Annotated in this window: 20 protein-coding genes and 3 pseudogenes; 15 read left to right on the forward strand and 8 right to left on the reverse strand. The window is 45.1% G+C overall.

Going from position 1 to position 23,520, the window contains the following annotated elements; translation table 11 throughout:
- Nucleotides 1-60: 60 nt before the first annotated feature.
- Nucleotides 61-375, reverse strand: coding sequence for a hypothetical protein (locus tag E7747_RS13465; RefSeq protein WP_136416519.1), 315 nt, complete (start codon nucleotides 373-375; stop codon nucleotides 61-63).
- A 597-nt stretch (nucleotides 376-972) separates the two neighbouring features.
- Here E7747_RS13465 and E7747_RS17295 point away from each other — a divergent pair.
- From E7747_RS17295 to E7747_RS13510, 11 genes and pseudogenes are all read left to right on the forward strand, one after another.
- Complete coding sequence (locus E7747_RS17295) at nucleotides 973-1,095, forward strand: hypothetical protein (protein WP_262710049.1); 123 nt, start codon at nucleotides 973-975, stop codon at nucleotides 1,093-1,095.
- A 469-nt stretch (nucleotides 1,096-1,564) separates the two neighbouring features.
- Nucleotides 1,565-4,309 (forward strand): leucine-rich repeat domain-containing protein, encoded by a 2,745-nt coding sequence (locus E7747_RS13470; protein WP_136416520.1) that lies wholly within the window; start codon nucleotides 1,565-1,567, stop codon nucleotides 4,307-4,309.
- Nucleotides 4,310-4,586: 277 nt separating this feature from the next.
- A pseudogene (locus E7747_RS13475) lies at nucleotides 4,587-6,244 on the forward strand (fumarate hydratase).
- Between the two features lie 159 nt (nucleotides 6,245-6,403).
- Nucleotides 6,404-6,805, forward strand: coding sequence for a hypothetical protein (locus E7747_RS17055; RefSeq protein WP_228449173.1), 402 nt, complete (start codon nucleotides 6,404-6,406; stop codon nucleotides 6,803-6,805).
- On the forward strand, nucleotides 6,802-7,620 hold the full coding sequence (locus E7747_RS13480; RefSeq protein WP_228449174.1) for a sensor histidine kinase: 819 nt from the start codon (nucleotides 6,802-6,804) through the stop codon (nucleotides 7,618-7,620). The genes E7747_RS17055 and E7747_RS13480 overlap by 4 nt, the downstream gene beginning before the upstream one ends.
- 64 nt (nucleotides 7,621-7,684) lie before the next feature.
- The gene (locus E7747_RS13485) at nucleotides 7,685-8,362 is read left to right on the forward strand and encodes a N5-glutamine methyltransferase family protein (protein ID WP_136416522.1); all 678 of its coding nucleotides are present in this window, start codon (nucleotides 7,685-7,687) and stop codon (nucleotides 8,360-8,362) included.
- A gap of 195 nt (nucleotides 8,363-8,557) precedes the next feature.
- On the forward strand, nucleotides 8,558-9,067 hold the full coding sequence (locus E7747_RS13490; protein ID WP_123614398.1) for a regulatory protein RecX: 510 nt from the start codon (nucleotides 8,558-8,560) through the stop codon (nucleotides 9,065-9,067).
- A 41-nt stretch (nucleotides 9,068-9,108) separates the two neighbouring features.
- A complete protein-coding gene (locus E7747_RS13495) occupies nucleotides 9,109-9,831 on the forward strand; it encodes a ComF family protein (protein WP_136416524.1) in 723 nt (240 codons plus the stop codon).
- A gap of 183 nt (nucleotides 9,832-10,014) precedes the next feature.
- Nucleotides 10,015-10,458: a hypothetical protein gene (locus E7747_RS13500; protein ID WP_136416526.1), complete on the forward strand. Its 444-nt coding sequence runs from the start codon at nucleotides 10,015-10,017 to the stop codon at nucleotides 10,456-10,458.
- Complete coding sequence (locus tag E7747_RS13505) at nucleotides 10,410-11,126, forward strand: BamA/TamA family outer membrane protein (RefSeq protein ID WP_136416528.1); 717 nt, start codon at nucleotides 10,410-10,412, stop codon at nucleotides 11,124-11,126. The genes E7747_RS13500 and E7747_RS13505 overlap by 49 nt, the downstream gene beginning before the upstream one ends.
- 86 nt (nucleotides 11,127-11,212) lie before the next feature.
- Nucleotides 11,213-12,862, forward strand: a complete 1,650-nt coding sequence (locus E7747_RS13510) for a phosphoethanolamine transferase (RefSeq protein ID WP_136416529.1) — start codon at nucleotides 11,213-11,215, stop codon at nucleotides 12,860-12,862.
- 23 nt (nucleotides 12,863-12,885) lie between these two features.
- On the opposite strand, the gene E7747_RS13515 is transcribed toward E7747_RS13510, so the two are convergent.
- Nucleotides 12,886-15,486 (reverse strand): adenosylcobalamin-dependent ribonucleoside-diphosphate reductase, encoded by a 2,601-nt coding sequence (locus E7747_RS13515; RefSeq protein ID WP_136416531.1) that lies wholly within the window; start codon nucleotides 15,484-15,486, stop codon nucleotides 12,886-12,888.
- A gap of 170 nt (nucleotides 15,487-15,656) precedes the next feature.
- On the opposite strand from E7747_RS13515, the gene E7747_RS13520 reads away from it, so the two are divergent.
- The gene (locus tag E7747_RS13520) at nucleotides 15,657-16,409 is read left to right on the forward strand and encodes a nitroreductase family protein (protein ID WP_136416533.1); all 753 of its coding nucleotides are present in this window, start codon (nucleotides 15,657-15,659) and stop codon (nucleotides 16,407-16,409) included.
- 328 nt (nucleotides 16,410-16,737) lie between these two features.
- Here E7747_RS13520 and E7747_RS13525 read toward each other — a convergent pair whose 3' ends face one another.
- From E7747_RS13525 to E7747_RS17060, 4 genes and pseudogenes are all read right to left on the reverse strand, one after another.
- Nucleotides 16,738-17,214 (reverse strand): PH domain-containing protein, encoded by a 477-nt coding sequence (locus E7747_RS13525; protein WP_123614404.1) that lies wholly within the window; start codon nucleotides 17,212-17,214, stop codon nucleotides 16,738-16,740.
- 21 nt (nucleotides 17,215-17,235) lie between these two features.
- Complete coding sequence (locus tag E7747_RS13530) at nucleotides 17,236-17,436, reverse strand: helix-turn-helix transcriptional regulator (RefSeq protein WP_123614405.1); 201 nt, start codon at nucleotides 17,434-17,436, stop codon at nucleotides 17,236-17,238.
- A complete protein-coding gene (locus E7747_RS13535; RefSeq protein ID WP_123614406.1) occupies nucleotides 17,420-17,833 on the reverse strand; it encodes a hypothetical protein in 414 nt (137 codons plus the stop codon). The genes E7747_RS13530 and E7747_RS13535 overlap by 17 nt, the downstream gene beginning before the upstream one ends.
- Before the next feature lie 252 nt (nucleotides 17,834-18,085).
- Nucleotides 18,086-19,092 (reverse strand): annotated as a pseudogene (locus E7747_RS17060) (GDSL-type esterase/lipase family protein); the annotation flags it as partial.
- A 34-nt stretch (nucleotides 19,093-19,126) separates the two neighbouring features.
- On the opposite strand from E7747_RS17060, the gene E7747_RS13560 reads away from it, so the two are divergent.
- The 3 genes from E7747_RS13560 to tnpC all read left to right on the forward strand — a co-directional run bounded on the left by E7747_RS13560 (nucleotide 19,127) and on the right by tnpC (nucleotide 21,566).
- Entirely contained in the window at nucleotides 19,127-19,543 is a 417-nt protein-coding gene (locus E7747_RS13560) for a hypothetical protein (protein ID WP_136413419.1), read from the forward strand.
- Nucleotides 19,530-19,886 carry an IS66 family insertion sequence element accessory protein TnpB gene (tnpB, locus tag E7747_RS13565; protein WP_136413421.1) on the forward strand — a complete coding sequence of 119 codons (357 nt, stop codon included), beginning with the start codon at nucleotides 19,530-19,532 and terminating at the stop codon, nucleotides 19,884-19,886. Before E7747_RS13560 ends, tnpB begins: the two co-directional genes overlap by 14 nt.
- A 78-nt stretch (nucleotides 19,887-19,964) precedes the next feature.
- Nucleotides 19,965-21,566 carry an IS66 family transposase gene (gene tnpC / locus E7747_RS13570; RefSeq protein WP_136413423.1) on the forward strand — a complete coding sequence of 534 codons (1,602 nt, stop codon included), beginning with the start codon at nucleotides 19,965-19,967 and terminating at the stop codon, nucleotides 21,564-21,566.
- 62 nt (nucleotides 21,567-21,628) lie between these two features.
- On the opposite strand, the pseudogene E7747_RS13575 reads toward tnpC, so the two are convergent.
- Nucleotides 21,629-22,212, reverse strand: a pseudogene (locus tag E7747_RS13575) (SGNH/GDSL hydrolase family protein); the annotation flags it as partial.
- A gap of 124 nt (nucleotides 22,213-22,336) precedes the next feature.
- Nucleotides 22,337-23,515 (reverse strand): TolC family protein, encoded by a 1,179-nt coding sequence (locus tag E7747_RS13580; RefSeq protein ID WP_136416542.1) that lies wholly within the window; start codon nucleotides 23,513-23,515, stop codon nucleotides 22,337-22,339.
- Nucleotides 23,516-23,520: the final 5 nt, after the last annotated feature.

Consider the following 23,520-nt stretch of genomic DNA (forward strand, 5'->3'; position numbering starts at 1 on the left):
CGACACCATTCACTCCGTCCACAGCAACTATGCCACGTCAGATTTCAAAAAATTCCGTAGCTATATCATCGCACGGCTGGCCGAGACATGCGGACTGTTGACCAATGGCGATGCAATCAAATCGGCAACCCTATCAGCCATCGAAAAATACATTTCAGAAAGCATTATTCCCACCAAATCATTGCCTCGGGAAATTCTGCTTATATTCACGATCCTTCGCCCTGAAATCGACCGTGCCATTGAACGCTCTGCCAAAGCCCGATGCCGCGTCAGGAAGCATCCGTCAGCGCCGGAACAGTCCGTTCCGACACCTGTGCCGTCAAATACAGACAGCACAAACGGACCGAGACGTTTCAATCCGAACGGTCCGCTCATGCACAACGATAACCTGACATCAATTTCTTCATCAATCTCATCAGCTCTATCCGCAACGATCAGGCCAGACGAAATTGATGAAGAAATAACCGATGAAATCGTTGACGAATATATTCGGAATATACCGTTTCTCAATCGTAGCCAACGCCGGTTCATACAGCAGAAATGTAAGCGGAGATAAAATGCTGTCTTGTAACCGAACTTACACACATGATGGCGCGTTTAAAGTTATAATAATAGTTCCATCAATATGACTGATATTCTTATATATGGAGGGCTGTCGCTGCTTCTCATAGGATTGACATTTATATTGATTGCTTCAATCAAAGGGGCAGTCTATACAAAGGGGTTGTCACCGACTGATTTCACGGAATTTAATGAGATAAAAAAACGGCTTCGGAAATATAGTCGTCCGGGATTTGTTCTCATAATTGCAGGGGCAATTATAACAGGAATTGGAATTATAATCGGATTAAATTAACCACGAAAAAAATTCATATAGTCAAGACTATGAATCTCTACTGGATTGGAATAATCGTTTTTCTGATAGGATTTGGTATCAGAATTGTGAGCAGACTCAAATATGCACATTTAAGAATGGCAAAAGGCACACCGTCCGACCGGACTCTTGCCGATAAGTATAAACGCTATATCCATATCGGCAGCATAGTTGCTATCATTGGCCTTGTCATAAACATCATCGGACTTTGCATTGACTGATATCTATTCTCTTAATTTTGGTGCAATTACAAAATTTGAGTCAACAACAATTGCAAATATTCACAGTTAGCAGCAGTCAAAAATTCTGCTATTATTTTGATTATAAAAATATATTATTTACATTTGCGGATATTGGACGAAATATTTAGAATAGAGTTTCTAACCCTATTCGTCCTGTATTTTTATTTACTGTGCGTTTACTTGCGCTTATTCTTGATTTTCTGAAACTTCGCAAATTTCAAAATCACAATCATGAATTCAGCAGCGGTAGATGCCTTACTCGTTATGAAACATTCCGAAAAGGATTGGTTCCTATAATGCGTGGGTCTCTGCGTTGCTCGTTTCTATTCTGATTGGGCAATGCGAAGGCCTCAGAAAGTGGGAACGAGTGATAGTATGGTTTCCACGCATATTTCTTATTCCTCCAAAGTGTCTAACGAGGGAAACCCGAAGGCTAAAAAATTAACCCATGAATCTTAAATTTAAGAAATTGTTATGTGTGCTTTCAATGCTTTGGGTTGCACAGTTATCCATTCATGCACAAACGACAAAGGAAGTAGTAGAAATTAAAGTTCCCGGTACTTTGCAAAAAGTAATCGATGACCTTGAATCGTCGCGGTTTGAATCCTTGACCATCAAAGGAGGACTGAACGCAGTCGACATCGCCTATCTCACCAGTGGAAAGAATAAGGTTGCTATGATTGAAACACTTGATTTGAGCGATGTCACACTTATCCCCAGTGATGAATCCTACAAAACTATACGTGTCGGTAGTGCTCCGGGTGGAGCTTACGGTTATAGTTACAACATTTATTACATCTCCAATACTTATAAAACATTCACCGAAAGTCGTAGCAATGGATTGGGCGGAAGTAATGTCTATGACCACATCTTCTGCAATGATTTGTCGGGAGCATTTTATGGAAATAGCTCATTTGAGAAAATTATTCTTCCGAAATCGCTGACAAATATAGGGGAATATATTTTTTCCGGTAATTCCTATAATACAACACTTAAAGATGTAATATTACCTCAAAATGCAAAAATTATTGGCAAACAAGCTTTCAAAGATTGTAGATCTCTTGAAATAGTGAACTTGCCATCCAGCCTAATAACCATTGAATCTCAAGCTTTTTATTATACGGCGGTAAGAAATATGTCACTACCGTCAACCGTCAGAAAAATTGGAGACGGAGCTTTTAATGGCTCTGCCATTAAAAGTATCAATCTTGATAATGTGGAGTCAATCGGCAAAGAAGCGTTCGCTTATGCCGTGAATCTCGAGTGCGACATAAATCTAAATAAACTTGATACTATTCAATATGGAACATTCCGTGGCACGAACATAGCATCCATTATTTTATCTCCACATCTTAAAATCATAGGAGAGTGTGCATTTAATGGTACTAAAAATGCATATCCTAAATTTAAAGAACTTATATTTCCTGAAAGTTTGGAAAGAATTGGAAGCTCGGCTTTCAGTGATTGTCGTAATGTGACAGATGTCACGATTCCAAATTCAATACAGCAAATAGGAGCATATGCGTTTTATGGTACACCTTGGATCGAAAGCATTAGAAGTGAAGATGGAATTACATACATCGCCAATATAGCTTACAAATATGATTCATCATATAAGCATGAAGGAGATACTTTTTCTTTTCGTGAAGGCACAATTGCGATAAGTGATGGTTTTGGTTACGCATTCCCGAATGAGTTAAAGGAAAACATAAAGACATTACAATTACCCGAATCACTTTTGGAAATTGGCAACGAGGTGTTTAGTGGCTTCAAGTTATTGGGTGAGGTGAAATTACCGTCATCACTAAAACGAATCGGACAAAAGGCATTTTCCGAATGCCCTAAATTCTGGTGTACATTGCCTAAAAGTTTGGAGACTTTGGAATATCAGGCTTTTTATAATTGCTCAACACTCTCAACGGTAACACTCCCTGAAAATCTACGTTTTATAGGAGGTGAGGTATTCAGCAATAGTGCAGTTGGTACAGTATATATTTACAGTCGTAGTCTTCAATATCAATTATTGAATTGGGAATTAGGAGTCACGAAATCTATTTTCGGTAACCATTCTTCTTTGAAAAAGGCTATAATTGGGCCACAAGTCACCAGATTATATGATAATATATTTTATAATACATCAACTTTGAAGACAGTGGAATTTGAAGATCCTGAAAATTCAGAATTAGCTTATATCGGTGAAAATTGTTTTTCAGGGACATCTACATTGTCAGCACCCTTGACTTTTAAAAATTTTCCCACAAAGTTGACTCATATTGGGAAATACGCTTTTGGCGGATGTAAATTCAATTCTGAGCCAAAATTAGAATTTGTAAAATATTTGGGGTCGGAAGCCTTTACTTTTTGTAGTGGTTTTGAATCTATCGTAATTCCAGAATCAGTTGATACAATTGGTGCTAGTGTTTTTGGGTATTGTCCTGATCTGAGATTTGTAGAATACAACGCCAAAAACTCATTCCCTCTTTTAGAATATCGCGGAACATCTTTCGGTGGTAATTATTTTAAGTCCGCCTTTATATTTGAGCGTTGTGACTCTCTGCAAGCAGTCACAATTGGCCCCAAAGTCAACAAAATCCCGTATTGTATGTTTATTGGTTGCCGAGAATTAAAGGAGGTAACGTTCAGGCCTCGCAACATTAGCTCTCGTTCTACAGGCGAAGATGCAGAGCGTCTTTCAATAGGTGAATCTGCTTTTACCGGATGTCTGAATCTGAATGACATCCATCTACCGCTGGGAACTGATTCTATTGGCGCAGAAGCCTTTAGTTCTACAGGTTTAATTACCATAAATATACCTTCTTCCTCTCATTATTTAGGTAATTTGGTCTTTGACTGGTGTAATTCATTAAATGCAATCTACTTCAATTCTATTGAGCCTCCTGCATTTGATGGTCCATTGACTAATCGGGAACGGCCATTTGCCCAGAAATTGTCGATATATGTTCCAGAGGAATCATACGACCTTTACCAAAGTCAGTCCGATTTGTGGATGTATAATGTAGTCGGTATACCTACATCAGCTATTGAGGATATTTTATCTCCTCAGCAAAAAGCTTCAATAATCTCAGTTTATGACATCAACGGCAGATTAGCCTTCGACCGATGGATAAACAGAACAAAAGGCGTCTACATTATCAAAATGTCGGATGGCTCTGTCCGTAAAGTACGTCGATAATATTAAAATTCTACGCATTCAACCTCAACATCCGAGAAGCTAAATTTAGTATGCGCTTGCGCAGGTCGGGTAAATCATATGGATTAAATAAGAATATGGCTTACCTGCTGCCACAAGCGCATACCTCTCTTATACTTAACTCTAATCTGTCCAACCTAAACGACTCTAAACTTTTAAAACTTTTCGCTTGCCGTTTGAAATTAAGTTTGTAAATTTGTCATCCAAAGAAACCCTATGGGGTTTCCCAAGTGTAAAATCATCAAATTTTAATTTCATAATGGCAACCAAACCTTTCAAGTATCAGCCAATGTTCCCGCTTGGCCCTGATACGACCGAATACTACAAACTCACCTCCGATTACGTGAAGGTTGAAAACTGGGGCGGTCATGAATTTCTCGTCATTGACCCAGAAGCTCTGACAGTGCTTGCACGTGCATGTACCCACGACAACGCATTCATGCTTCGTCGCGAGCATAACGAAATGGTAGCTAAAATTCTTTCAGACCCCGAAGCCTCGGAAAACGACAAGTTTGTAGCCCTCACAATGCTCCGCAACGCCGAAGTAGCAGCCAAGGGCGCTCTCCCCTTCTGTCAGGACACAGGCACAGCTATCGTGCATGGTGAAAAAGGCCAGAATGTCTATACAGGCTGTGACGATGAAGAAAAAATCAGCAAAGGTGTATATCTGACTTACACTACCGACAATCTCCGCTATTCGCAGAACGCACCTCTTACTATGTATGACGAGGTAAATACCGGCTGCAACCTTCCCGCGCAGATTGACATCCACGCCGGCGAAGGTGACGAATACAAATTCCTTTTCGTTGCCAAGGGCGGTGGCTCGGCCAACAAGACATATCTCTATCAGGAGACCAAAGCAATTCTCAACCCGAAAACTCTCGTGCCCTTCCTCGTGGAGAAAATGAAGAGCCTCGGAACTGCAGCCTGCCCTCCTTATCACATCGCATTTGTCATCGGAGGTACTTCCGCCGAAAAGAACCTTGAAACAGTGAAGAAGGCATCTGTCAAATATTATGACAATCTTCCTGACCACGGCAACGAACTCGGCCATGCTTTCCGCGACAAAGAACTCGAAGCTGTCTTGAAGAAAGAAGCCGAACGTCTTGGTCTTGGCGCACAGTTCGGAGGTAAATATTTCGCTCACGACATCCGTGTGATCCGTCTTCCCGCCACGGTGCATCCTGCCCCGTAGGGCTCGGCGTTTCTTGCTCGGCTGACCGTAATATCAAAGCAAAAATCAACCGTGAAGGTCTCTGGGTCGAGAAACTCGACAGCAACCCCGGCGAACTCATCCCCGAGGAATACCGCAAGCAGGGCGAAGGCAACGCTGTGAAGATTGACCTTAACCGTCCGATGTCTGAAATTCTTGAAGAGCTGACAAAATATCCTGTTGCAACACGCCTGTCGCTTAACGGCACCATTATCGTTGGACGTGACATCGCACACGCAAAGATTAAAGAGCGTCTTGACAAGGGCGAACCTATGCCTCAGTACCTCAAAGACCATCCCATTTATTACGCAGGCCCGGCCAAGACTCCGGAAGGAATGCCTTCAGGCTCATTCGGCCCGACAACTGCGGGTCGTATGGACTCCTATGTTGACCAGTTCCAGTCGGCAGGTGGCTCTATGGTGATGATTGCAAAGGGCAACCGCAGCAAGCAGGTGACCGACGCATGCCATAAGCATGGCGGTTTCTATCTTGGCTCAATCGGTGGCCCGGCAGCAATCCTTGCGCAGAACAGCATCAAGAAAGTGGAGCTTCTCGAATATCCCGAACTCGGCATGGAAGCGATATGGAAAATCGAGGTGGAAGACTTCCCCGCTTTCATTCTTGTCGACGACAAGGGCAATGATTTCTTTACTGAAATTTCAAACCGCTGCTCAGGTTGTCCCGTAGTCGACGATAAGCATTAATCAGATGCGTTCATTCCGGTGAACCACATTATGATATAAGATTTGACAAGTTGTCTTGAGGTGCGCGCACACAACAATTGTTGCATATCCTTGGCAACTTGTCTTTTCTTCTATTTACCATTTTCTCATCACGTCTAAACTTTCATATCCCGTTTCAAATTGGTCCGGAATATATATGACATCCGCCGTCGTGGCGTTATCGGATTCCTGCTGCTGTCTGTAGTGGTTGTCAGCGTATTCCTGTTTTACTCCGACTCGCTGGTCAAAGACCTTTCGCAACAAGAGCGCGAGCGCATGCAAATCTGGGCTGATGCCACCCGTGAACTTGTCAATCCCGTGAACCCCGATAGTCAGTCTGGTTCTAACGTCGATTTCCTTCTGTCGATTATCGAACGAAACCGCACTATACCAGTGCTTCTGACCGACGAGACAGGAGAAATCATCATGCAGCGCAACTTCTCGCTGCCGGAACCGCCTGATTCACTATCGCTGTCGCTCAGCGATGTGAACCGCAGTTTCCTTGACAAAAAACTTGACGAGCTGCGCAATTCCCCAACGTGATTGAAATTGACATGGGTGAAGCCGGAAAACAATGGCTATACTATGAGGATTCCAAAGTATTGAGAAGCTTGGGATTTTATCCCTACGTACAGCTGCTTGTGCTGTTGGCTTTCGTCCTGATTGTCTACTATGCGGTTTCTTCGACCAAACGAGCTGAACAGAACAAAGTCTGGGTCGGACTTTCCAAAGAAACCGCACATCAGCTCGGGACTCCTATTTCATCACTCATGGCTTGGATGGAACTTCTTGAAGAGTCCGGTGTAAGCCCCGAAACTGTCGCAGAGATGAACAAGGATGTCAAACGGCTGTCGACTATAGCGTCACGTTTTTCAAAAATAGGGTCGCGCCCGTCGATGGAAATCTATGATATAAATGAAATCGTGAGCCATGCCTCCGACTATATGTCATCGCGTATATCTCGGCGCATACGACTGACACTGATGCCTTGGCATGAACCATTGATTGTCACGCTGTCTCCCCCGCTGACCGAGTGGGTGATGGAAAATCTGATAAAAAATGCCGTCGATGCAATGGAAGGCAGCGGAAAAATCGATATTGCAATCAGACCGGAAAAAACCAAAGCGATTATTGAAATTTCAGATACAGGCAAAGGAATCGCACGCAAAAATCAGAAAGCGATTTTCAATCCCGGATTCACGACCAAAAGCCGGGGATGGGGACTGGGACTGACTCTCACAAAGCGAATAATAGAGGAATACCACGGAGGTCTCATCTATGTAAAAAAATCGGAAATCGGTGTCGGCACGACATTTGCCATCGAACTTCCGATGGCCGAAAACGGTTCTCTAAAATAATGCTATTGTCATATTCTGAAAGCATTGTATATCCAATTGCTTGTATCTATTGATTAATATTATCATGACTACTCTTCGACAATTATACGACAGTACCTGTAAAAAACTCGCACCGATTTATGGTGACCGCGAGGCTCGTTGGTTATTCAGAACAATTATGGAACATATCAAAGGCTGGAATCAGGTTGAACTTGCCTTGCGTGCTGACAAAGAAGTTTCGGATTTTATTGTCGGACGTGTTGATGACGCAACCGACAGATTACTTGAAGGTGAACCTGTGCAGTATATCTATGGAGATACTTATTGGCATGGCATGACGCTGAAAGTCAATCCCGCTGTACTGATACCTCGCCCGGAGACAGAAGAGCTTGTCGACATAATAGTCAAGGACAATACCAAGTCTGATCTCAAGGTGCTTGATGTATGTACAGGCTCAGGATGTATAGCTGTGGCACTGGCCAGATCGCTTGATTTTCCCGAGGTCTCAGGCTTTGATATTTCAGACGATGCGCTTGCCGTCGCCCGCGAAAATACGTCAGCCTTGAAAGTGGATGTCAATTTTTTCAAGGCCGATGCCCTTAATCTCTCCAAAGTGGAAAATGAGTTTGACATCATTGTCTCGAATCCTCCCTATGTGCTTGAAAGTGAAAAAGCAGGAATAGACAAAAATGTTCTTGACCACGAACCGCACGTAGCCCTTTTCGTCCCGATGATGACGGTCTTAAATTCTATAAAGCCATAGCTTCTTATGCCAAGACAGCTCTGATAGACAATGGACGGTTATATTTTGAGGTAAATCCACTAACGTCCTCTCAGCTAAAATCATGGATGGAAAGCGAAGGATGGAAGGACGTAAACCTTCTGCCTGACATGTATGGTAAGACCCGCTTCTTGATTGCAGAAAAGTAATCGGACAGCCAACTGACACGAACGAAATATGTTAAAGCGAAAAGCTCCTCTGACATTCGACAATGCACTTTCGAGGGCGGCAGATCTCTGTGCCCGCTGCGAACAATGTTCCCCCGACATACTTAAAAAGCTTGCTTCATGGGGAATCAACGCATCTGATTCAGCAAAAATCATCCGACGGCTTGAGGAGCTTAATTTTCTTGACGATATGCGTTTTGCAAAAGCCTATGCCCACGACAAGCTCCATTTCAGCGGTTGGGGTCGACGTAAAATTTGTCAGGGACTTTGGGTAAAACGTCTTCCGCCGGATATTATTGACCATGCCTGCGATGACATAGACGAGGAAGAGGATGAATACAGAACAATCGCATTACGTGTCATGAAAGCGAAGATACGTCAGCTTAAAGAATGGCCGCTCAGCCGTGAGTCGAAACTGAAAGTGGTCAAATTCGCCATGACACGAGGCTTTGAATATCCTTTGATTGTCAATATCTTCAGGACGGAAATAGCCATGATGCTGACAGAAGAGAATCAATGATACATATCTTTACATCAACATAAAAGCTCAAATCTCTCTCCATGAATCTCAGCCAGACAATCTCCACTGCCCGACTTTGGGTCGAAAGCTTCTTCAATCTGATTTTTCCCGACGTATGCACAGTATGCCAGCGGACACTTGTAAATGGGGAAAATGTGATGTGTCTTGACTGCCGACTGTCGCTTCCTCTCACCGGAATGCACAGAATACAGCCAAACGAGATACACGAACGCCTGTTCATGATAGGACACCCTGTTAAACGGGCAACCTCATTGTTCTATTACTACAGGGAAAATGAATACGCACGTCTCATACATGATACGAAATACCGCAGCCGTCCTATCGTCGGACGCACTCTTGCAGCCGAACATGCCACAGAACTGGATGCCTGTGGATTTTTTGACGGTATAGACGCTCTTGTCCCGGTTCCCCTGCACTTTTTCAAACGTCTGCAACGTGGCTATAATCAGGCCACCGAGATAGCCGAAGGCATCAGCTCGGTTACCGGCATACCTGTTGCGGATACTCTATCTGCATCATTCCACAGATCCCAAACACGTAAAAACGCCCACCAGCGCCTGTTGAACACCCGCAATATCTACAGTGTGGAAGACATCTCCTTGATTACAGACAGACACATCCTTCTTGTCGATGATGTAATAACCACAGGCGCGACAATGCTTAGCTGCATCGAGGCAATAAAGAAAGCCTCGCCGACTTCAGAAATCAGTATTTACTCTCTGGCCATAACACGGCTCCACTGAAACTTATTTGCAGATTCCGGCGTTTCTAAATTAGACGAACATATTATCCATAGCTTCCAATCTTAGGGTGCCGGATATATTTTCGGCTATATTTATTTATGTAAATTTGCAGACATGTTTCGTCACGTTCAATATTTATTTATCATTTCACTTCTCACGGCATTTCCCCTACGTTCAGAGGAAATGCCGGAGGAGAATATCATTGTTACAGACTCTGCTGTTATAGAGGGCGCGTCGAAAGAGCATAAAGACATCGTATCACGTGTAATCGAATATTTTCATCAGTCAAACAAACGACAGCTCACACGGCGCCCCAATTTCGCCCCGCTCGGAGGCCCTTATTATACAAGTGAGAAAGGATTTGGCATAGGTCTCGTCATAGCCGGTGATTACTCTACCTGTCCTTCTGACACTCTTCTGCCGACATCCAACGTCTCACTGACCGGCACTCTCGCTACAAAAAAATATTATTCGGTAGGCATAGAGGGAACTCACGTCTATCCAAGAGATAAACGCCGAATCAACTACAAACTCGACTTCATGTCGTTCAGCACCTACTTCTGGGGATTGGCTTCGCTATGGATAATGACGATGCAAACAAGACAAAATACGGTCTGTTTGACATAACCTTGTCTTCGGACTATGAATGGAGGCTTGCCCATAATCTTTTCGTAGGCCCTGCCATAGAGATGAGCTATACTAATGCCCACAGTATTACTGACTATGACCTTTGGGAAGGTGAACCGCTCAGATATTTTACAATTTCTGCAGGAGTATTGCTACAATCAGATACACGCGATAATCTCACAGGACCTAACCGGGGCCATTTCTTTGAATTGATCCAACTTTTTTCGCCAAGATTTCTCGGAAACGAAGATCACTCGTTTTCAAGTACGGAACTGAGCTATAATCTCTATCTTCCTCTCTGGAAAGGAGGAGTGCTCGCATCGCGGTTTCATGGCAAATGGACCTACGGTCATACTCCGTGGGGCAAAATGCCTACGCTCGGCGGAGCCGCAATGAGAGGCTATTACAAAGGCCGTTTCCGCGACAAGTGTGCGACTGATATCACATTTGAACTGCGCCAGCATGTATACCGCCGGTCCGGGATAGCTATATGGGGGAGTGTGGGAAGCATATATGAAAAATGGGCTGATATCTGTTTCAAACGCCTGCTCCCTGAGGTCGGAATCGGATATCGTTGGGAATTTAAAAAGAACACGAATGTCAGGCTTGACATCGGCTTCGGGAAGCATGGCTCAGGCTTCCTTTTCGGAATAAACGAAGCTTTCTAAATAAGAGTCGAAATGGCACTAAATCTCTATTTGATATAGGGACTGTTGCCTTCAGGAGTTTCATAAATTTTTTAATCCGGTTCGTAATGTTTAAGAATATTGTATTTTATATCTTCCTTCTTTCCTTGCTCCTGCCGAATATAATACTCTCGTTCACAGAGCAACTCACTCCACTCGGGGCGCTAACAAACATTGTTCTGCCCGGAGGAATCATGTATCTGCTTCTTAGTATTTCGCCCAAAATAGGGCGGTCGATATGGATGATGTTTCCTTTAGTCTTCTTCGCGGCATTTCAGATTGTTCTGCTGGCTTTATATGGTCGAAGTATAATTGCGGTCGATATGTTCCTTAATCTCGTGACGACAAACTCTTCGGAAGTCACCGAGCTTCTTGGGAGTCTGGCACCAGTCATATCATTTGTCATGTTACTTTATGTCCCATCTCTGATTGCAGCCGGAATATTCATTCATAAAGGAACTCTACTGGATGCACCATTCGTAAAAAGTAATTTCAGGGTAGCCTCGGGCATCTGCATAATCGGAATCGGACTACTCGTATGCTCCTTCACGTCTCCGACACCATATTCAACGACAAGTAATCTTTATCCGGTCAACGTTGGTTATAATATCTATCTTGCGATTGACAGGACACGGCGTACAGGCAACTATCATCAAACGTCGGCATCATTCCGATATGATGCAGTACCCTCGCATACTGCGGGTGACCGAGAACTATACATGTTGGTTATCGGAGAGACTTCGCGGGCGGAAAACTGGCAGCTGCTCGGCTATACCCGTCCTACCAACCCTAAACTGACAGGTCGCCACGATATTATTACATCAACACGAGCCTATAGCGAAAGCAACACTACCCACAAAAGCGTTCCGATGCTGCTAAGCCCGGTCGATGCGACCAATTTCGATACAGATATTTATAAAGTAAAGAGTATTGTGACAGCGTTTAAGGATGCCGGTTTTTCAACTGCATTTCTCTCTAACCAGCGTTACAATCATTCATTCATAGATTTCTTTGCCTTTGAAAGCGATACAACAGTATTCATCAAGGAGCTTGACAGAATCTCAAATCCGATTGAAGCAAACCGGAAACCGGATTCAGAATTATTGCCGGTGATTGACAATATAATAGCACAAGGCAACAAGAAACAACTGATTGTCGTGCACACCTATGGCTCTCATTTCAATTATATTGACCGATATAGCGATGCTGATAAGCGTTTCACTCCATGCGACTATAAAGAAGCCGTCAAGGAAGAACGCGACAAGCTCATCAACGCTTACGACAATACAATCGTAGCCACAGACCGTTTCCTCTCGGAGTGCATCGACCGTCTTGAGTCGCTTGATGATGTAAAATCCGGACTCCTATACACCTCGGATCATGGAGAAGACATTTTTGACGACGAACACGGACGCTTCCTCCATGCCTCTCCACGTCCGTCAATTCATCAGGTCCACGTTCCGTTTATAGCATGGCTATCTGAAAAATATCGGACCGCATATCCCGACAATAGTATAAGACTTCGCAAGAATGCACGCAAGCTACTTTCCACATCACGTTCTTTTACTCCGACGGCTCTTGATATTGCAGGGATAAAAGTAAGCGGCGATGCCCTTTCAGACACCACCGCTTCACTTGTTTCCTCAGATTATATGCCTCGCAAGCCTCTCTACTTAAGTGACCACAACATCGCAGTCAGACTGAAAGACATACTGTAAATCCGACGTAAGTCCAATATGTCTTATCCACAGCGGGATGAACCGCAGGATGTGCATATAAGGCAACCTTCCTGATAGATGAGGGTTTCCTGTCCGCAATTCGGGCACTTCTGTCCGCCTGCAGGAGTTCCTGATGGCAGATATTTCTTTAAGGCTCTTTCAACGCCCATCTTCCATGTGTTGATTGACTGAGAGTCCAGTTCAAGACCGTTTACAAGCTTGATTACCTGATCAATCGGCATGCCGTAGCGCAATACACCTGAAATAAGTTTTGCGTAGTTCCAATATTCAGGATTAAATTTATCGGAGAGTCCTTCGATGGTAGTCTTGTAGCCACGTTTGTTGATAAACTGGAAATCATACCGTTTGTTGCCCTTGTCATCGGTGGCCTTGATAATCTTACCCTTTGACACTGATTTAGGACAGAAAATACCGTCGTCATCATCGGCAAGACCGGTGAAAATCTCATAAGGCTGACCGTTTTTCAAACCGACAAACGCAATCCACTTTTCCTTGTTGTTCTGGAAACGTACCACATCAGCCTCAAGCTCTATCGGTCGTTTTACCTTTGACATCGGAGCCGGCATATCAGCTGCGCCCGATGTTGATTTCACTTCGTCGGCAGAATTCTCATCTTTTTCCTCTCCGGCCTTTTCGCGATCCTTTTTCTTGTTTTCGCCAACAGAAATCAATACTCCCGACCGACATCCGTCGCGATAGATGGTACATCCTTTGCATCCGGCTTTCCATGCTTCCATATACAGACGGTCAACAAGTTCGACAGGTGTATCCGAGGGCAGATTGATTGTTACTGAGATTGAATGATCAACCCATTTCTGTACAGCTCCCTGCATCTTCACTTTTTCAAGCCAGTCAATATCATTGGCTGTCGCTTTGTTGTAAGGCGATCTGGACACGAGTTCATCGAGTTCTGCCTGTGTGAAATCGCGACGCTGTTCAATCCCGCTGATCCGCATCCATTCAAGGAATTTAGGATGATAGACAATATACTCCTCGAAAGCATCTCCCGATTCATCCACAAAATCCACATGAACGTCAACGTCGTTGGCATTCACTTTGCGGCGTCGCTTATATACAGGCATAAACACCGGCTCAATGCCGGAAGAAGTACGGGTCATGAGTGACGTAGTACCGGTCGGAGCAATTGTCAGACACGCAATGTTACGGCGACCATGCTTCTCCATATCAGCTACGAGCTCAGGAGCGACTTCGCGCAAGCGGCAGATGTATGGATTATTTCGTTCGCGGGCGGCATCGAATACTTCAAACGCTCCGCGTTCCTTTGCCATCTGAACCGATGAGCCGAAAGCCGCAAGAGCAAGTGCTCGGTGAACCTCCACAGATTTCTCAGTCGCCTCAGGTGTGCCGTAACGCAAACCGAGCGCAGCAATCATGTCGCCTTCACCAGTTGTTCCGAGTCCGGTGCGACGTCCCTTGAGCGTCTTTGCCTTGATTTTAAACCACAGGTTAAGTTCCGTTTCCTTAACCTCCATATTTTCCGGATCAGCTTTTATTTTCTCTATTATAGTATCTATCTTTTCCATTTCGAGGTCTATAATGTCGTCCATCAGACGCTGAGCTTTGGCGACATGCTCACGGAACAGATCGAAATCGAAATAAGCTTCCGGTGTAAACGGATTTTTCACATAAGAGTAAAGGTTGATTGCAAGCAGACGGCAACTATCGTAGGGGCACAGAGGGATTTCACCGCATGGGTTTGTCGATACAGTCTGAAAGCCAAGATCAGCATAGCAGTCCGGAAGAGATTCACGCAGAATAGTGTCCCAGAAAAGCACTCCGGGTTCGGCCGATTTCCATGCGTTGTAGACAATCTTTCCCCAAAGAGCTTTCGCGTCTATGTCGGTCTTTACTTCCGGATCATTGCTGTCAAGCGGGAACTGGCATGTGTAAGGACGTTCTTCTTCGACACAGCGCATGAATTCATCGTCAATTTTGACAGAGACATTCGCACCGGTGATTTTTCCTTGTTCCAGTTTCGCATCGATAAACCGTTCTGAATCCGGATGTTTAATTGCTACAGTCAGCATCAACGCTCCGCGACGCCCATCCTGTGCCACCTCGCGGGTTGAATTGGAATAGCGTTCCATGAACGGAACAAGCCCCGTAGATGTCAAAGCTGAATTCTTGACAGGAGTTCCTTTCGGACGGAGATCACTCATGTCATGACCGACACCGCCACGACGCTTCATAAGCTGCACCTGTTCCTCGTCAATCTTGATAATACTGCCATAGGAGTCAGGATGTCCGTCAAGACCGATAACGAAGCAGTTTGAAAGAGAGCCGGTCTGGAAGTTATTACCTATACCGGCCATCGGGCTTCCTTGCGGTACAATGTAATCGAAATTGTCAAGAAGGCTGTAGATATCCTTCTCACTCATAGGATTAGGATAATGCGCTTCAATTCTTGCAAGTTCCGATGCAATGCGGTGGTGCATGTCGGAAGGGGTCAGTTCGTAGATATTTCCTTCTGAATCCTTAAGGGCATACTTGCTAACCCACACTCTGGCAGCGAGTTCATCACCACCAAAATATTTGACCGAAGCTTCGTATGCCTCCTCGAATGTGTATCTTTTTCTTTCCATTTATATTAGGTGTCTTTGAGGAGTGCAAAGTTGGTCAATAATTTCCTATATTGCAAAATTATCACCCCGAAGTTATCTACATCAGCGAATAAAATTGTAACTTGCGGAAAATTTCGGTTCGGGTCTAAAGACCGTAAATTTTAATTATTATAAACATCATTTTTATTTTAATGGATACTTTGAATTATTTCTCAACACGCCGTACAATCCGCAGATATGAACCATCGCGTACTGTCAGCATAGAACTTATTGATAAAATGCTTGAAGATGCCGCACGTGCTGCGAATACAGGCAATATGCAGACCTATTCTGTAATAGTGTCAACCGATCCTGAAGAAATCGCCCGGTTGTCCCCGGCCCATTTCAATCAGCCGGCCATCACAGGAGCAAAAGCAGTGCTGACATTCTGCATCGACTTCAACCGATTCAACCATTGGTGTCGCATTAACAGCACAGAGCCGGGGCTAAATAATCTTCAAGGTTTCACATGGGGGGTAATAGACACTTCTATTTTCGCCCAACAGTTTGTAACCATTGCTGAAATGAACGGTCTCGGCACATGTTACCTCGGTACTACAACCTATAACGCCGGGCAGATCGCCGAAACACTCGGATTGCCATCCGACGTAGTGCCGGTTATAACTGTTACGGTAGGCTATCCAGCAGAATCGCCGGAATTGCAGGAACGATTACCCATCGGAGCAATTGTACACCACAGCAGATATGTAAATCCGTCAGATGACGAACTGCGTGAAGTTTATTCAGAAAAAGAGAATCTTGAAAGTTCAAAACAATTTGTCAAAGAGAACAATAAGGAAAACCTCGCGCAGGTGTTTGCCGAAGTCCGCTACCCGCGAGCAGCCAACGAACAATTTTCACGTGTATATAAAGAATATCTCAAAAATCAGGGTATAGCATTATAGCACGGACTGAATAGAAACGCGACATACGTTATATAACGATTAGCCGTTCAAAGTAGACATGGTACTCCTTCCGGGAACTGCAACCATAGTTGTATATGCTTCCCCTCCTTCTCATTTCCAAACATAGAAGACAATTCAATGGTGGAGCGAATTTAGGTATTATCCGTAGTACCCAAACCCGCTCCAACCATTGGCCAACCATTAATCATTACATCTGCCACAATGGTAAATAGCTTAAATATAAGATTTTATAAGCCTCTTCGCCAAGCAACGCTCCATAATCTTGGGAATATAAAAATGACAATAAAACAAATGGATCGAAAAGACATTATTTCAAACTCCTCTGAATGGTCTTTACAATTTCTATATGGTTTTCACAACTGATTACATATTGCTTTTTATTTTTCAATTTAATGTATAGACATTGTCTTCTGTCTGCATAGTAACCAAAATATTGACCGATGAGAATATCGCTGAAATAGCCCCAGTAACCGAAGAATCCGCCACTTCCACATAGCCTTAATCCACCTGCTGATGGATAGCAAGTATCGACGGCCTCAATATCTGAATACTTGAACGTCTTGCATCCCGATAGCAGTCGGTGAATTTTAACAGAGTTGGAATCTGTGCTCACACTCATCGGGCAGTAGAATAGACCAGCAAGCGTAGTGACAACTGCAATTACACTCAACCCTATACATTTATCGGATTGATGACGTGTTGCAACTATTCCAATTAAGAATAGTGCAACCACCGCGACTGTTACGATAACACAGTAGGCGCTGAACCGAACTTTGCTTTTCATTAATATAATTTTAGAGAGTTGTTAATCTGTATCTTCAAGGATAAATATTGTTTCGACCGGCTTTTCGAAGAACCGACTAATTTTGAGTGCAAGCGGTGTTGATGGCAGAAAACGATTCTTCTCGATAGCAACGATAGTTTGCCGACTAACCCCTACAGCCTCCGCTAATTGCTGTTGGGTTACGTCTTTTTCTGCCCTCTCAACCTTAATCCTGTTCTTCATCCTCGCTCATTTTATTGTAACGATAAATTTCAAGGCGAAATACCACTACATATATAAGGGGCAATAACACAAGATTAAAGGTCATAAACTCAATGAAAGCAAGACCGTTAATCAGCAAAACAGCAGTTATCAGGATTACGCTATAAATATACAAGGCATTCAGTAACGATGCAAGCCGGATAGACTGTATCATCTCATCTTCATGCTTCTCTTTGGAGCAGACGATGAAGACAGAACCGACAGTGATGCCAATTATCACTGCATCGTTGATGATGGTCTCGATTGTTCCTGAACAACTTATCACGCTACAATAAATAAGAATACCAAGCAGGATGGCTGGAATAAAGAACATCCATCCTACCATTTGGAATTGCCTTGGAAAAAGTAGATTCTTCATATCTGATATTTATTGAGATAATGTCATGTGAACTGAACAGCACAAAGGTATACAAACTTTTACAAATAGACAAGTATACTTTACATTAATCAAAATAGAATTTTCAAGAAAACTTATTCAAAAGCTCTTTATCCAAAGTAAGTAAAGACAAAAAATATGGAAAAACGACTAACATTGGCGAATTATAAACAGCCACAAAAAGTTTTTTGTCTAACCTTTTGTGGCCGTTTAAGGATGTCGCGTTTTTAGATATTAATTTCTACTTTGTAGACCATCAATAATTTTTTTCAGTTCTTCTGCGACAATTGAGGCATTCAGGCGGGCACCAAGGATAGATGAATGTGTATGGTCACGCTTGAAATGTGCGTTGACTTTTTTCAGTCCTTCGTCATCAGCTATATGTTGGAGAGTCTGACCGGCAAGGGTGTTAAGGTCGATGCAGACAACCCCATAGCGTCGGCAACTTCTTTGGTCCATGCGCCAAAACTATCGGTATTACTTTCGATAAAACCGTTGTCAAACTTATTTCGCGGAGTGTGGGTTATCAAGACCGGGACAGCACCTTTCTCACGGGCATCCATAATGAATTTACGCATATACCAACCGAAAGTATAGACAACATGGTAACGCCCGGTACTCTGCATTTTGAACACCTTGCTTTCAGGTCCCGCCCCGCGAAGTTCAGCTCGCTCCTTACCTGTGTTTATTGGGCCGGCATCATTATGACCAAACTGTATAAGCAATGTCACCGGGCTGCAAAGCTTCATAAACCTTGTCCCAACGACCTTCATCAACAAATGTGCGGGCACTGCGTCCGGGCATCGCATGATTTTCGACAGAGACCTTTGTCGTGTCGAGATATTCGGCCAGCACGCTCCCCCATCCCCACATGCTGTCATCATCTGAATCTTCATTCTTGACCGTACTGTCACCGATAGTGAAAACGACAGGACGACCATTTGAGCGGGAAGAACCTGTGACAGTATCAAGGCTCTCAGGCAGCAGATATTTGGCCAGCGTGGGATTCTTCACCCCCTCAGGCCTTCGACTGCTGACTTCGCATTGACCTTAGCCCCGAATTCACTTGTGTGGATACTGTCGAGATAAAACATAGTCTTCACCTTTTCTTTTCCATAACGTTCAAACTTACGTGCTGAGATCTCGTTTAAATCCACAAACGGAACTTTTGTCTGTTTTGCAACCTGACGTGCCCACTTGCCGAAGTACAACCATCCGCGATAGCATATTGACGAACTCCGAAAGAGAGTTGTATCTTTGTCGACAAAAAGAATCATGGGTTATAACAAGTCTTTGTCCGATGTCTATTCAGAGACATGGACGCGTTACAAGAATCAATGCGAGACAGACGGCTATATCGCATTGAACCGTTTCTGTGCCGGTACCGGCGTCAACGTCCAGCGGCTTTATGAGTGGCTTCGGCGCCGCAAAATCAGCATAAGCGATTATCAACGCAGTCTGCCGGAGAGACCGGATTCGTCGCGGGAAGGTGGCGGGCCGTTATTCCGGGAGGTTAAGGTTCCCGGTATTCAGGTTGCGGATGAGAGCCGGGATGTCGGTGCCACCAGTGTCGTGCGTGACGTGCACATCGAACTCGGTTGGGGCCGAGGCGTGAGTCTGGGAGAGATAAGCGCGGAGGGGCTGGCGCTTCTGGTGGATGTCATGACACGCAGGAGTGATGTGGAGTCTTGAGGCGGATATGCGGCTCTGGGTATGCCGGCAGCCGGTATCGATGCGCTACGGCATCCGGGGTCTGGCCCAGATGGTGTGGTCGTGGAAGGGGCATTCTCCGGCATCGGGCGATGTGTATGTGTTTTTCTCAAAGGACCGCAAGACCATGAAGGCGTTGAAATGGGATGGCGACGGATTTTTGATGTACACAAAAAGACTGTCGCGAGGCCGTTTCCGGGAGGTGCTCAAAAAGGGCGATGACGGCGTGCGCAGGCTCCAATGGGACGATTTCTATATGCTGATGAGGGGCCTCACGCCTGTGAAGGTGATGGTCGAAAATCGCTTCAGAATGGCCGTAAAATAAGGCTTAATAATTTGTTAATCAAATAAATAAATGGCGTGGAAAGTTGCAAATGTCAGATATTTTTTGTAACTTTACACCATGAAAAAGAACGAGTTGATAGAGTTTCTGCAACGTCAGATCGAGTTCCTTCAAGGGCGGCTCGACGAGGCGTTGGCCTCTGTCAGCTCGCTTACTTTATCCAATGAAAAGCTGCAGTCGACCAACGAGAAGCTTGTGGCGACTGTAGATGAACTGCGCAAGCAAATGGCCTCAATGGAGGAGGCTATGAAAGGCAAAAGTGCGGAACTGAGCAAAGAGAAAGCCGCGCGTCAGGCAGTGCAGCGTCTGCAGGGCTCGCCGTCGGAGCGTCAGAAGAAACCGGTGACGACTCCTGCCACATCCGAAACTCGACAGCAGAAGCCAGAGAAGAAACGTACCAACAACGGCGCCAAAAGGAAGACGCATCCGGAGTGTGAGGTGGAGACCATTATAGTGGAGCCTGACAGTCCGGACTTCAATCCCGAGGCGGCGACGTTTATCGGCGAGTGCGATGTCGTGCGCTACGTCATGGAGCCGATGCGCTTCAAAAAAATTATCTACAAGGTCAGAAAATACGTGCAGGACGAGAAAATATACAAAGGTTCCGCACCCGCCACACCGCTGCTTAACTCGCAGTATACATCTTCCTTCATAGCCGGACTCGCCGAGCTACGCTATCTCCACTGCATGCCACTTGAAAATGCTGTCGAATACTTCCGTGCCCACGGCTTCGACCTTGACAAAGGCACCGCACAGAAGCTCGTAAGTAAGGTAAGGGTACATCTGGAAAATCTATACAAGGCGCTGGGTCAGGCAATAGTCGCGGACAATTATATCTGCGGTGACGAGACCTATCAGAAAGTGCGGCTGCAGGTGGCAACTCCTTCGGGAAGAAAGATCAAGAAAGGCTACATATGGGTGTTCGTCGGCATGACAACCGGGCTTGTGTACTTCTTCTATGACGACGGCTCCCGCTCGGCCGAAGTCTTCGAGCAACACATAAAAGGCTTCAACGGAGCCTTCCAGTGCGACTATTACTCGGGATACCGGCATATCGGAATCGGTGGGATGAGCGGGATAAAACGCTTGCCATGCCTGCAGCACATCAAGCGAAAGTTTCTCGATCTGAAAGACAATCCAAAGGCGCAGGAAATAGCAAAGCTCTTCGGACTCCTTTACCACTTCGAGCATCAGCACCGCATAGGCAAAGACGGATGGACGGCGGGAAAGCACCTTGAGTGGAGACAACGATACTCCAAGGTGATGCTCGAGAAAATCCGCATGAGACTGACAGCAGTCAAAGACCGCATCGGCGTGCCACCCGACGACCCGCTGCTCGCCGCCACCGAACATGCACTCAAACAATGGGACGAGATACCACGCATCTTTGCCTCACCCACCTACAGACTCGACAACAACGAAGTCGAGCGAATCAACCGCTACATATCCCTGACCCGTCGCCGACTTACAATCGGCTCCCACTCCGGAGCCGAAGCCGCCGCCCTGTACCACTCTCTTGCGATCACCTGCCACCGCTGCGGAGTCAACGTCTTCGACTACTTCTGCGACATAATCGACCGATGTGCCGCATGGCCGCCAAACACCCCGATCGAAAAATACCGCGACCTGCTTCCCGACCGCTGGAAACTCTCACAAAAATAGCCGCCCAAAACCTGGACGGCTATTTTTTTAAGCTATACCTGCTGTCGCGGACGGTTGTACTTGCCGAACGTCTCGTCGACACGTTCTATGACAGTGCTGTCGGCATCTGCCCAAGCATTGCGCGGAGTTAGTGACATCAGTATCGGGTATGCCCTTTGGATTTGACTTCATTGACAAACCGACGCATGTATTCCCCATACGTATATACAATCCGTTTCTCTCCGGTCTCCTTTATGGTGACATGAAGTGTATCTTTACCGATTCCGGGAATCGATGCCCGTGCTCGCCCGCTGTCATAAGGGCCGTTATCATTATGTCCAAGCTCAATTATCACCCAGTCTCCCTTACGGACTCCGGCAAGCACGTCGGGCCACAGACGTTCGTAGAACGTACGGCTGCTCGTGCCACCGAGGGCATGATTCTCAACAGTGATTTTTCCCGGATTGAAATAACTGTCAAGGAAACATCCCCAACCCCACTGGCCGTTGTTGCCATTGCCAAGAGTGCCGGTGCGCATGGTTGAATTTCCAACAAGAAAAAGCACCGGATTGTCACCTTTGCGCGAAGAACCGGCAATCGGACGGGCAAACTTAGCTTTGTTAAGGCTGTCAAGTGTATTGTCGACAACATTGTTCCTGTCATCCATCGGCCTGGCAACTTTCGTTGAATGCTGCGCTATTGCCGAAGGGGATAATGCGAGTATGGCCGCACTTGCAGCGGCCATAAAAGATATGCGTAATGATTGCATTGGTGATTAATGATATTTTTAATTATTCGTAACGCTGAAGACGCGCAACCGCTATATGATAACGATAATGCGCTTCAAGAAAATCACGACGAGCCGAAAGAAAATAATTCAGCTCCTGCATATAGGTCAGAAAGTTGATCTGTCCTGAATCCAAAGCCTTACGCAGAAGTTCGATATTTGAGTCATCGTTTATAACTCCCCGGTATTCTCTCAAGAGTTCACGAAGTTCACAGGCCACATCATATTCTCCCTGAAGTTCAGATGCAATCTTGATTAATGACATTTCTTCGTCAAGACGCTGGGCATCGAGTCTGAGTGATGCTGCCTTTGTCTTGGACCGACCTGTGAGAAACGGCAGAGTAATTGACACAGAGAAGCCGTTGAAATTATCGCCCATTTCCCATTCGTGGAGATATGCTACGGAAAATCCGGGATACAGAGACCGTTTTTCCACTTTGACGAGTTCTTTCTGCGCTTCGACTGCTGCTCGCGATGCAGCTACAGCAGGATCTTTTGCACGAAGGGTCTCCCGGTCCGGGCGCAGGGACTCAAGCGATCTGTGAGGATATTCCACTCCAAGTTTAATTATCAGAGGTGCTACATCGTGCCCACCGTTCATAGACTGGAGCGAAGAAGCAATAACAGCCGAATCAGACATGAGCGTCTTCAGTTCGCGGACAGCATTCACATGTTCTATTACAGCCTTGTTATAATCAAGGCGTGTTTCCTGTCCTTCTTCGGCCGCTTTTTTATAATATGCCACCATCGATGAAAGGCCATCGCAAATTTTCCGTGTTGTCGCTATGCGCTGACGGATGTTAATCATGTCAATCAAAGCCAGACGCACTTCCATGCGTGTTTCAAGAAGACTTGATTCACGCAGATATTGCATGGCATTTTCCGATTTTTTTATGGCCTTGCTTCGGGCAGCATAAACGCCGGGCCAGTCAAATGACTGCGAAATTGAAAAGTTGCGTTTATCACCGATCCCTTTTGCTCCCCATAGACTTTCGTAAGAAAACTCGGGAGCTTCGAGAGTATTCTCGGCCTTCATTTCAGCGACAGAAGCGATATCCGAGGCCAAAATAGATTTTTGAGTCAGATTATTGCCAACCACAGTGGACAGAACTTCGTCAAAATCAGAAGCGAAACTACCTATAGGGGAGAGACAGATTAGAAAAATGCTGAATTTTCGGAGCATGTCTG

It is taken from the genome of Duncaniella dubosii, assembly GCF_004803915.1.
Lineage (GTDB): Bacteria > Bacteroidota > Bacteroidia > Bacteroidales > Muribaculaceae > Duncaniella > Duncaniella dubosii.